The sequence below is a fragment of the Rhodothermales bacterium genome (assembly GCA_034439735.1).
Taxonomy (GTDB): domain Bacteria; phylum Bacteroidota; class Rhodothermia; order Rhodothermales; family JAHQVL01; genus JAWKNW01.
Map to the genome: position 1 here is coordinate 18,778 of JAWXAX010000270.1, position 11,632 is coordinate 30,409.

The window sequence follows — 11,632 nt, forward strand, 5'->3', positions numbered from 1 at the left end:
CGTTATCGAAAATGCGTAGTGTGTTCAGTAACGAAACCCCCGGAAACGTCTCGTGGAGGAACGGGATCGTGCACGGTAACGGTAACCGTTGACGGGCAGGGTCGGGCTCGCGACGTATGAGTTACTCGACATCTTCGGACCCCGCTGTCTTGAAACAGTTGGGAGATGCGGCGTGTCGGCCGAGTAACGGTTCGGGAGATGAGTCCAGCGCGTCATGTAGCCGCGCGCCGGCGCAGCGGTTCGGTATCTGTGCAGGTGCGACGGGCCAGGTTAGCCGTTACGTTACGGCACTGGGCTCTTGAGCGCCGGCTTTACTTCGTGTTTTAAAATGGCGTCGATTTTTGCGAGCAGCTTATCCACCTTGAAGGGCTTGGTCACAAAGTCGTTGACCCCGCGGCCGAGGGCATCGGCGATCTGGGAGATGTTGATACTGCCCATCGCCGTGAGGAAGATGATCGGGATGTGCGCGTAGGATTTACTGGCGCGGATCCGGCGCTGGAATTCGAAGCCGTCGATGCCGGCCATCTTCAGGTCGAGCAGGATCAGGTCCGGGTGCTCCCGAGCCGTGAGTTGAAGCCCCAGAAGCCCGTTCTCAGCCTCAAACACTTCATAGCCAACTTTCTGCAGCACATAGGCAAGCTTGAGACGGATCACACGACTGTCATCGACGATCAGGATTTTCTTTTTCCTGTCGATCTCGGTCGGGCTATGATGCTGATTGGATTGGCTATGTGGCATAGGTAATGGGTCAAGCCGGCCGCCGCTTACGCAACAACGGGATAGTGTTCTTATCGACCCGGATCGTTAAACCTATAGCGACGGAGGCTGTGCGACCTTCGGGCTGCGCACCGACGGGATCGCAGCGCGCGGCGGCGGGTACCAGGGTCGGATCCCTTCGTTTTGGAATCCGCGAACCCATATCTACAGAGTCTGTCTGTGCAGGAATACGATATCATTGTGGTAGGCGGCGGCCACGCCGGCGCGGAAGCCGCCGCGGCGACGGCGCGTATGGGCGCCCGGACGCTGCTGGTGACCATGGATCTCCAGGCCCTCGGCCGGATGTCCTGCAACCCGGCCATCGGCGGCATCGGCAAGGGGCAGCTCGTGCGGGAGATCGACGCCCTCGGCGGGCTTATGGGCCGGGTCACCGACGCGACTGGCATCCAGTTTCGGATGCTCAATCAGCGGAAAGGGCCCGCCGTGTGGAGCCCCCGCGCCCAGAGCGACAGGACCCGCTACGCCGAGGCGGTGCGGCAAGACCTGGAGTCGCTCCCGAATCTCCACATGCGCATGGACATGGCCATGGAGGTGCTGGTCGAAGACGGACACGTTACCGGCATCCGGACCCAGGCCGAACAGACGTTCCGCGCACGCTGCGTCATCCTCACCAGCGGGACGTTCATGAACGGCGTCATCCACATCGGCCGGCGCCAACACGGCGGTGGCCGCGCCGGCGAACGGGCGTCGACCGGGCTCACGGCGTGCCTCGAAGCCCTCGGATTTGTCAGCGGCCGTCTCAAAACAGGGACTCCGCCGCGTATCGATGGGCGCACGATCGACTTCGCCCGTGTCGCCGAACAACCGGGGGATCCGCTTGCGAGCCCGTTCTCGTTCATGACCGATGCGTTGCCGGCGGACCAGATGAGCTGCTGGCTCACCTACACCACGCTGGCCGTCCACGACACGTTGCGCACGGGCTTCGTCGATAGCCCCATGTTTCAGGGTCGCATCCAGGGACGAGGGCCGCGCTATTGCCCCTCGATCGAGGACAAGATCGACCGCTTCGCCGACAAGGAGCAGCACCAGATCTTCCTCGAACCCGAAGGCCGCGATACGTACGAGTATTACGTCAACGGCTTCTCGACCAGCCTCGCGGAAGAGGTGCAGTATAACGCGTTGCGCCAGGTGCCAGGTCTCGAAAACGTCCACATGATCCGGCCGGGGTATGCCATCGAATACGACTACTTCCCGCCATACCAGCTCCGCTACAGCCTCGAGACGAAGCTCGTCGACGGTCTGTTTTTCGCCGGCCAGATCAATGGTACCACCGGCTACGAGGAGGCGGCCGTCCAGGGACTCGTCGCCGGCATCAACGCCGTGCAGCGCCTGCGCGACCTCGAGCCCGTCGTGTTCAACCGGTCCGAAGCCTACATCGGCGTGCTCATCGACGACCTCGTCGCCAAGGGCACCGATGAACCCTACAGGATGTTCACCTCGCGCGCCGAGCACCGGCTGCTGCTCCGGCAGGATAATGCCGATCTCCGTCTCACCGAGCGCGGCCATGCCCTCGGTCTCGCCGGCGACGACCGCCTCGTCCGGATGCGCGCCAAGCGCGACGCTATCGCCGCGACCCGCGCGAAACTGGATGCCATCGCCATCCACCCGGATCGCGTCAACGGGTACCTCGAACGGGTGGGCACCTCCCCCATCACCCAGCCCGAGCGCCTCTCCCGCATCGCGCTACGCCCACAAGTCGACCTTCGCGCCCTCATCGAACACGCTGGCGTATATGACGAAGTTGTAACGAAGGCGCCGGGCCTCGAAGCGGTGGAGACACTCGTCGAGACGGAGCTGAAGTACAGCGGTTACCTCGCGCGCGAGCGCGATCTGGTAGAAAGTATGTTGCAACTCGAGCGCTGGTCGATCCCCGATGGGTTCAACTTCGCCGCCGTGGCGAATATCACGCTCGAGGCTCGTGAGAAGCTGAACAAGATCCAACCCGAGAATCTGGGCCAGGCTTCCCGCATCAGCGGCGTCAGCCCGGCGGATCTCTCGGTGTTGATGGTGATACTGAAAAAGGGATGAGGGGCGCCGTGGAAATTACCCCGCAGCAGGAGGCGCTGCTCCTGACGTTCGCGGAGCAACTGACCCGATTCAACGCCACGCACAATTTGGTCTCGCGGATGTCGACCGGCGACATCCTGGATCGCCACATCCGCCATTGTCTGTATCTGGCCCGGCGCGGCTTCCCGGCCGGCGCCACGGTGGTCGACTGGGGCACGGGCGGCGGGCTGCCGGCCATCCCCCTCGCCCTACTCTTCCCCGAGACGCGATTCGTCGCCGTCGATGCGGTCGAGAAGAAGATCATGGTCGTTCGGGCCATCGCGCGCCGGCTCGGGCTCGATAACCTCGAAGCCTGGCACGGCCGGGCCGAGGCCTGGCCCGGGAGGACGCACTATTCAGTCTCCCGCGCCACGGCCCCACTTGCCACGCTCTGGTCGTGGCACCACCGCGTGGTCGAACCCCTCGATTGCGTCGACCCTTCGTGCTGGCCGCCTGGACTCGTCTGCCTCAAGGGGGGCGACCTGACTACCGAAATTGCCGATCTCTCGGCCCGATATCCCGCTACACGTGTCGACGTGCAACCCCTGGAGGATCTGGGCGCCCCACCGTACTTTGAGGAGAAACTCATGGTACATGTGGTTGCATAAGCAATGCGGGCGAAGACGCCCCGTCAGCCGGCGCCACCTCCACACAGCGACTCCGGGATGCCCAACGCCGAACGTGTCTTCAACCGTACCGAGCGCCTCTTTGCGCTCGTGCTCTTGCTTCAGAATCGGCCGTACCTGACGTCGAAGGATCTGGCCGACCACTTCGGGGTGAGCCGGCGCACCATCTTCCGGGACCTCCGGGCGCTGGGCGAATCCGGGGTGCCCCTCACCTATGCCGACGGCGGCGGCTACGAAATCCTTGATGGGTACCAACTGCCTCCGCTCATGCTGACCGCTCGCGAAGCCGCCACCCTCCTCATGGGGACGGAGTTTACCAAACTCCAATCGGACGTCTCCCTGGCGCGCGACGCGGACCAGGTGGGGCTGAAAATCGAGTCCGTGCTGCCGTCCGAGGTCCGCAGCTACATCGAGCGATTGAGGAAAAGCCTGGTGATGGATCCCTACTGGCTGCATGCCCAGCGTACGGCGCTGCGCGACGACGATACCGACGGGCGCTGGTATGAGCTGAGCCAGGCGGTCGCCGGCCAGAAAAGTGTGCTGATGGAATATTACGTGGCCAGCCGCGACGAAGTCACCCGCCGCACGGTCGATCCCCTCGGCCTGGTGTATTACACCGATCACTGGAACCTGATCGCGTACGACCATCTGCGGGGCGACATCCGCAATTACCGGCTCGACGCCATTCGCTCCATGCGCATCCTCATGGAGCGGTTCACCCCGCCGGAAGGATTCGACCTCGCGCAACACCTGGCCGAACGCGGCGAGAGTCCGCAGAACGTGCGCATCCGCATTCGTTTCTCCGGCGCGGCGTACCGCTGGGCGCGGCGCGGCATTCCGGCCCGGATTGAGGAAGAGGCGGAAGCCGGCGACGCCGTCACCGTGACGTTTTCGTTCGAGAACCTGGAGTATGTGGCGGGCTGGCTGGTGCGGTACGGGGAGATGGCGGAGGCGCTGGAGCCGGAGGCGCTGCGCACGATCGTCCGCGAAAAGGCGAGGGCGTTAAGCGCCCTGTACGAGTCCTGACCGGGCCGGCGCCTCGACTTCCAGCTCCCGCATGATCGGCATACAATCGTTGAGGGTGGGCACATCCTGGACGATGGCGCGCATCTTGCCCTTAGCGGTCTCTTTCATCACGTAGCGATGGCCGAGCGCGTTTAATTTGCCCAGTAGCGGCTGGAACAGGTTGTCGTAGAAATAGGCATCCTCCCGCGCGTCGGGCAACTCCAGGAAGAGTCGCTGGTTTTTGAAGGTGATCTTGGGGAGGCGGAGCGCCTGGCCCAGATTGCGGAGCGCGGTGGCGGTGATGAGGTGGAGCACAGGCGCTGGTGGCTCGCCGAACCGATCCTCCATTTCCGCTCGCAACTCTTCCAGGACATCGGCCGTCTCGGCTTCGCTGAGGCGCCGGTACAGGTTGAGGCGCTCGACGCTGCTGGACAGGTAGGTGTCCGGGATAAAGGCGTCTTCCTCGACATCGATAACGGTATCGCTCGGCGCCGGCGGCGCGACGTCCGCGAAGAGCTCGGCGAACTCCTCGCTGCGGAGCTCCTGGACGGCCTCGTCGAGGATGCGATGGTAGGTCTCGTACCCGACATCCGCGATGAACCCGCTCTGTTCGGCGCCGAGCATGTTGCCGGCGCCCCGGATGTCCATGTCGCGCATGGCGATGTTGAAGCCGCTGCCCAGCTCGCTGAATTCCTCCACGGCCTGGAGGCGCTGCTTCGCGTCGCGGGTGAGGGCGTGAATGGAGGGGACGAGGAGATAACAGAAGGCTTTCTGGTCGGACCTCCCCACGCGGCCGCGCAGCTGGTGGATGTCCGCCAGCCCGAAGTGATCCGCGTGGTTGATGATGATGGTGTTGGCGTTCGAGATATCCAGCCCGCTCTCGACGATGTTTGTGCTGACGAGCACATCGAACTTCCGGTCGATGAAATCCTCGATCACCTGCTCCAGATCGGCCGGCTTCATCTGCCCGTGGCCCACGCGGATGCGGACATCGGGGATGAGCAACCGCAGCATGTCCGCGATATCGTCGATGCTCTGCACCCGGTTGTGGATGAAGTAGACCTGACCGCCGCGGTTCGACTCGTACAATATGGCGTCCCGGATGAGGTCTTTGTCGTACGTATGGATCTCCGTGACGATGGGCTGGCGGTTGGGCGGTGGCGTGTTGATGATCGAGAGGTCGCGCGCGCCCATGAGCGAAAACTGGAGGGTACGCGGGATGGGGGTGGCGGTGAGGGCCAGGGTGTCCACTTCGGCGCGCAGGTTGCGCAGGCGTTCCTTGGCCGCGACGCCGAAGCGCTGCTCCTCGTCGACGATCAGGAGCCCGAGGCTTTTGAAGACCACGTCCTTCGAAAGGAGCCGGTGGGTGCCGATGACGATATCGACCTTGCCGGCCTTGACGGCGTCGAGGTCGGTTTTGATTTCTTTGGTGGATCGGAAACGGGAGAGTTCGGCGATCTGGACCGGGTAGGCTTTGAGGCGTTTGCTAAAGGTCTCGTAGTGTTGCGAGGCCAGGATGGTAGTAGGTACGAGGATGGCGACCTGCTTCCCGTCCTGCACGGCCTTAAATGCGGCGCGGACGGCGATTTCGGTTTTGCCGAAGCCAACGTCCCCGCAGACGAGGCGGTCCATGGGTACGGGCAGCTCCATGTCCTGCTTGACGGCCTCGGCGGCGAGGCCCTGGTCCGGGGTGTCCTCGTACTGGAAGGAGGCTTCGAGTTCGCGCTGCCAGAGGGTGTCCTGCGGGAAGGCATGGCCGCGTGACGACTTGCGCCGGGCATACAGCGCGATGAGGTCGCGCGCGATGTCCTTGACACGCTTCTTCGTCTTGCTCTTGGTCCGTTCCCACTGGCCGGACCCGAGTTTGGTGAGTGCCGGCTGGTGGCCCTCCTTTCCGGTGTATTTATGGAGTTTATAGAGGGCGTTGACGTTGACGTAGAGCACGTCTTCGTCGCGGAAGAGGAGGCGAACGGCTTCCTGCTGTTTCTCGCGGACGATGATGTGCTCGAGGCCGGCGAACTTCCCGATCCCGTAGTCGATATGCACGACAAAGTCGCCCGGCTTCAGGTTACGCAGTTCGCGGATGCTGAGGCCGCCGTGTTTCTTCCGTTGTTTTCGGGTGGTGGGCCGGTGGTAGCGGTTGAAGATCTGGTGGTCCGTATAGACGGCGATCTTCCCGCCGGGCAACTCGAAGCCCTGGTGGAGGGAATCTACCTGGAGGCGGACGCGGGCGTGTTCGATATCCTCTTCGAGGAGTTCGAACAGGCGGGATTCCTGGCCGCGGCTATCGCAGAGGATGACGGTGTCCCAGCCGGCTTCGTGATTGGCGACGAGGGTTTTTCGGAGTTGGAGGATGCTGCCGTTGAAGGGTGTCTGAGGCCGCGCGCCCAGGTCCACGGTAGCATCGGGCGGGCAGGCCGGCGTGAAGGAGCCGAAGTGGATCCGGGCATGATCCTGTGTGGCGGCGGCGATGTCGCTCCCCTTCAGGTACAGCGCCTCAGGTGCTGGAGGCAGGCTATCTCCGTTATTGAGGATAGCCTGGAAGTTTTCCAGGGAGAGTTGGAAGCGGGCATCGGCTTGCTCGAGGAGGCTGCGTTCGTCGAAGAGAGCGACGAGGGTGGAATCGGGCAGGTAGGCGAACAGGTCGGACGAGGTAGCGGTTTCGGCGGAGGAGGCATCGGAGAGATCGGGTACGATGCGGGCGGTCTGGAGCCGACTTATGGAGCGCTGTGAGTGGACGTCGAATTCGCGGAGGGAGTCGATCTCGTCCCCGAAAAACTCGATGCGCAGCGGGTAGGGTCCGGTGTAGGGAAAGACGTCCAGGATACCCCCTCGCAGGGCCATCTCGCCGGCATGTTCGACGAACTCGACGTGCCTGAAGCGCTGGAGGCGGAGGCGCTCGAGCAGGGACTGCGGTTCCATCCGGGCGCCGATAGCCAGGGTCAGGGTCTCCTGCTGGACGGCGCTGCGCGCCGGCACGCGTTCGCAGGCGGACTCGATGCTCGCGACTACGATGCCGGTAAAGCCGGCGGCCAGCTGCTGCAGTGCATCGGTCCGAGCGATGGCGGCGGCGGGATCCTGCATCCGCTCGGCGTCGTACGGCTTGATGCCAGACGGCGGGAAATGCAGCACCGCCGAGTCGGCCGGATCGGCCTGCTCCAGATCACTCACCAGGTAGGCAGCCCGGTCCGCCTCGGGTAATAACGCCAGAATCGGCCGGTGCAACAGGCCGTGGAGGTGGAGCAGCGCAAACGCCGGCAGCGAGCCGCTCGCATTACGAACGACCACCGACGGTGCTTCCGACCGGGCGAGTTGGTCCGTTAACTCAGCGACTTCAGGCACCGCCGACACGCGGGAAAACAGGGAAGCAATCGACAACGCGGAACCCTCTCTCTTCGTGGACTGACCAGAGCGTCTGGGGCAACCAGGAAAGGCCGTAGCCTCCCTTTCTGGCGGCTACGGCGTGCGGTGCCTCCAACGTTAGCGCCTCCGAGAAGATTCCAATGGAAACCCTCGAACGTTCCACGTGGAACATCAAGCGCCCGTGATCGCAACGCGTACGAATCCGTCAGCCTGGTCGAGGCGGCCACGGGCCTCGGAGGCCGAGACGCCGCCGAGGTGCATTACCAGGGCAGTCTTGACGTGCCCGCCGGCGGCGTCGAGGAGGCGGGAGGCTTCGTCGTAATCAACGTTTGTAACGAGCATCACGGTCCGCTTCGAGCGTTCTACGAGTTTGGCATTCGTCATCTGGAGATCCACCATCATGTTTTCGTACACCTTTCCAAGGCGGATCATGGTAGCCGTGGTGATCATGTTCAGGACCAGCTTCTGGGCCGTACCGCTTTTCATTCGAGTGGAACCCATCACGACTTCGGGGCCGACGTACGGGCAGATGGCGACGTCCACTTCCAAGGTGAGAGCGGCTCGTGGGACACAGGTAATGAACAGCGTGGGGCAACCGAGCGTTCGTGCGTGCTTGACGGCGCCGATGACATATGGCGTCCGCTGGCTTGCGGCGATGCCGCACACGATATCGACCGGGCGCAGGGCATGGGCATCCAGATCGCGGGCGCCATCCTCCTCCCGATCTTCGGCGCCCTCCTGAGAGGAAAACACGGCCTGTTCACCGCCGGCGATAACGCCTTGCACGAGCTCGGCCGGTGTTCCGAACGTAGGTGGACACTCGGAGGCGTCCAGGATCCCCAGGCGACCGCTGGTGCCGGCGCCTACATAAAATAGCCGGCCACCCTGGCGCAAGGCGGTAACCACCCGCTCCACGGCCTGCGCGATGTAAGGCAACTCGCGCCGAACGGCAACGGGCACCAGGTGATCCTCTGTGTTGATGATCTCCAGGATTTCGTGGGTACTAGCGCGGTCGATCCGCAGCGAGTTCGGATTACGTTGCTCCGTTGCAAGGGTCTTTAACTGCTCAAATAGCGTAGGAATGGACATGGGAAGGTGTCGTATCTTCTGCAATCATCGGGACGCCGTACGGTTTGGACGGCCTCCCTGGAACGTGAATCGACAGGCGTGGATCCAGTAGCGGACGCGCCAGGAAGTCTCTCCTCGTATGGTTCTTCAATCCCTTCGCATAGTTTCCTTTCGTGCCCACCACGAGACGCGCGTCGAACTCGCGCCCGGGGTGAACGTGTTTTATGGACCCAACGGGGCCGGCAAAACCAATATCCTCGAAGCGATCCACTACCTCTGTCTCACGAAGAGCTTTCTGGCTACGCAAGACACCTACGCGCTACAAACTGGCGCGGCCTTTTTTGAGGTGGAAGGCCTGTTCTCGGGCTCGCAGCGGAGCCACGTGCGTGCGCGCATGGTGTTCTCGGCCGGAGAGGGAAAGCGGGCGTTTGTCAACGGCGCGCCCCTGGAGCGGCTGTCGGAAATCGCCGGCCAGTTTCCCGTGGTTGTCGCGGCCCCGGGGGACCACGCACTGACCAGCGAAGGTCCAGAAGTACGCCGGCGCTTCATGGATAATATCTTGAGCCAGGCCCGTCCTGTGTATCTGAACGACCTGTTGAATTACCGCCGGGCACTCAAACAGCGTAATGGACTCCTCCAGCGGTATCGACGCGGCGCCATGCCGGCCGGCTTACTCGCTTCCTGGGACGCAGAACTCGTTCAGCTGGGGAGCCGCGTCATTTTTGGACGGCTGCGCTTCATTCGTGCGTTCACGTCGTTTATGGAAGAGGCCTATACGCTCATCGAGGCCGTGGGTGAACGGCCGGAGGTGCACTACGAAACGATCGCGCAAATGGAAACCGTCGGGGGGGTCGACGAAATCGCGACTCTGTTTGCCGAAAAACTGGACCGAGCGAGCCACCGAGAGCGTGAACTGGGGCGCACGCTCGCTGGCCCACATCACGACGAACTCGTGTTTCGCCTGAACGACTTCGAGGTGCGGCGGTATGCCTCGCAAGGACAACACCGGCTCTTCGGACTCGCACTACGCCTCGCCCAGTATTTCTATCTGAAACAGCAGCTCGGTGAAGAACCTATCCTCTTACTGGACGACCTGTTCGGCAGTCTCGACGGGAGGCGTACGGATATCGTACTCAACCTCTTAACGGATGGCGCTGTAGGGCAGTCGATTATCACCGCCACAGGAGAGGCGCCGTTTACAGATCGCGTCCCTTTTCATCTACCTGCCCATCGCATTCAGTATGTGGAACAGGGAAGGGTGTGGCCACGATCGGAGCCAATGGTTCGGTTGTAAACGTGCCGGCGGCGAACATATCGGCGGGGAAGCCGTTTTCTGAAAGATACGGGGCGTTGGCGAACGGGGTACGGTGCAGGACCCACGGCTCCAACACGGATCGCTCGCTCCGGATGTCTAAGGTGTTACTGCCCTACCACCGGCAGCTTATCCCATCGCACCACACTTCATTCGAAGTGAAACAGGATCATATACTGCCATGAACACGAAATTCATGAAATCTCGCATACGGTTGGCCATCGTCCTCCTCGCCATTTTACTTTCAGGCTGCGTATCGGTAGAACAGAGTCTGGTCACAGGTAATAAACGAGCATTCGGGTACACGTGGGGGCAAGAGGTTCAGATCGGAAAAGAATCCGACCCTTCCATTGTTGCGGAATTTGGGGTCTATGATAACGCACAGATTTCAGCCTACATCGAAAACCTAGGCCAGGAGCTGCTGGCTGTAAGCCACCTGCAGCGGCCGGAAACGCCCACCGAGATGAAGAGTACGGCGTTCACCTTCCGGGTGCTCGATAGCCCGGTGGTTAACGCTTTCGCCCTGCCCGGTGGTTACGTGTATGTGACGCGCGGGCTGCTGTCATACCTCGATAATGAGGCCCAATTGGCCGTCGTGCTCGGGCACGAAATCGGGCATGTGGTTGGGCGTCACGCATCGAAACGCGCCGCTCAGCAGCAAATCGGACAGTTGGGGCTCATCGTGGGGGCCGTCGGAGCACAGACGATCTTCGGTGGAAATGCCGCTGAAAGTGTGTTGAATACGGCCGGCTCGGCGGCAGGACTGCTTTTCCTGCGCTACGGGAGAGACGACGAGAGGGAGTCGGATGATCTGGGGGTTGAATATGCGTCGATACTCGGGTATGAGTCCGGAGAAGGCTCCCGCTTCTTCCGCTCGCTCCTTCGTATCCAGGAAAAATCGGGACAAAGCATCCCCAGCTTCACGTCCACACACCCGGATCCAGGCGAACGCGAGGCTACCATCCAGCGAATGGCGTCGGAATGGGCCGAACAATACACGATGGACAAAGTCGAGCGCGACAGCTATCTAGCTCGGCTGGACAACCTGGTCGTTGGAGACGACCCGCGTCAGGGATACGCCGAGAATAGCGTCTTTTATCACCCCACCCTCAAATTCCAGTTTACGTACCCCTCCGGCTTCCAGATGATCAATCAGCCGACGCGCGTCGTCGTCCTCGAGCCCAATCAGAAAGCCATCATCATCTTCTCGATGGCGCAGGATGTGACCACGGCACGTGACGCTGGCGCAAAATTCGCCGCCCAGGAGGGCATCACGGTCATCAACCAGGGCGCCGCTACCACCAATGGCCTCCCCTCCTACGAGATCATGGCAAAAGCCGCGGCCGAAGATGGCTCTGAATTTCAGCTAAAACAACGCTACGTCGAATACGGCGGCACGGTCTACTCCTTCCTCGGCTATGCCGCGGCGGCGGAC

At 62.3% G+C, this 11,632-nt stretch carries 8 protein-coding genes; 5 read left to right on the forward strand and 3 right to left on the reverse strand.

Annotated elements, in window-relative coordinates; genetic code table 11:
• Positions 1–282: 282 nt before the first annotated feature.
• On the reverse strand, positions 283–738 hold the full coding sequence (locus tag SH809_18925; protein ID MDZ4701792.1) for a response regulator: 456 nt from the start codon (positions 736–738) through the stop codon (positions 283–285).
• A gap of 198 nt (positions 739–936) precedes the next feature.
• On the opposite strand from SH809_18925, the gene mnmG reads away from it, so the two are divergent.
• The 3 genes from mnmG to SH809_18940 are packed head-to-tail and all read left to right on the forward strand — an operon-like array spanning position 937 to position 4,475.
• Positions 937–2,805, forward strand: coding sequence for a tRNA uridine-5-carboxymethylaminomethyl(34) synthesis enzyme MnmG (gene mnmG, locus SH809_18930; protein ID MDZ4701793.1), 1,869 nt, complete (start codon positions 937–939; stop codon positions 2,803–2,805).
• A gap of 8 nt (positions 2,806–2,813) precedes the next feature.
• On the forward strand, positions 2,814–3,431 hold the full coding sequence (locus SH809_18935; protein MDZ4701794.1) for a 16S rRNA (guanine(527)-N(7))-methyltransferase RsmG: 618 nt from the start codon (positions 2,814–2,816) through the stop codon (positions 3,429–3,431).
• A gap of 57 nt (positions 3,432–3,488) precedes the next feature.
• Positions 3,489–4,475 (forward strand): YafY family protein, encoded by a 987-nt coding sequence (locus SH809_18940; GenBank protein ID MDZ4701795.1) that lies wholly within the window; start codon positions 3,489–3,491, stop codon positions 4,473–4,475.
• Here SH809_18940 and mfd read toward each other — a convergent pair.
• Both mfd and murQ read right to left on the reverse strand, forming a co-directional pair.
• Positions 4,452–7,832: a transcription-repair coupling factor gene (gene mfd / locus SH809_18945; protein MDZ4701796.1), complete on the reverse strand. Its 3,381-nt coding sequence runs from the start codon at positions 7,830–7,832 to the stop codon at positions 4,452–4,454. The two genes, SH809_18940 and mfd, sit on opposite strands and share 24 nt — an antisense overlap.
• A gap of 156 nt (positions 7,833–7,988) precedes the next feature.
• Positions 7,989–8,906 (reverse strand): N-acetylmuramic acid 6-phosphate etherase, encoded by a 918-nt coding sequence (gene murQ / locus SH809_18950; protein MDZ4701797.1) that lies wholly within the window; start codon positions 8,904–8,906, stop codon positions 7,989–7,991.
• 118 nt (positions 8,907–9,024) lie between these two features.
• Between murQ and SH809_18955 the strand changes: the two genes are divergently transcribed.
• Positions 9,025–10,179, forward strand: coding sequence for a DNA replication/repair protein RecF (locus SH809_18955; protein ID MDZ4701798.1), 1,155 nt, complete (start codon positions 9,025–9,027; stop codon positions 10,177–10,179).
• Positions 10,180–10,393: 214 nt separating this feature from the next.
• A partial coding sequence (locus tag SH809_18960; protein ID MDZ4701799.1) for a M48 family metalloprotease occupies positions 10,394–11,632 on the forward strand: 1,239 nt, incomplete at its 3' end.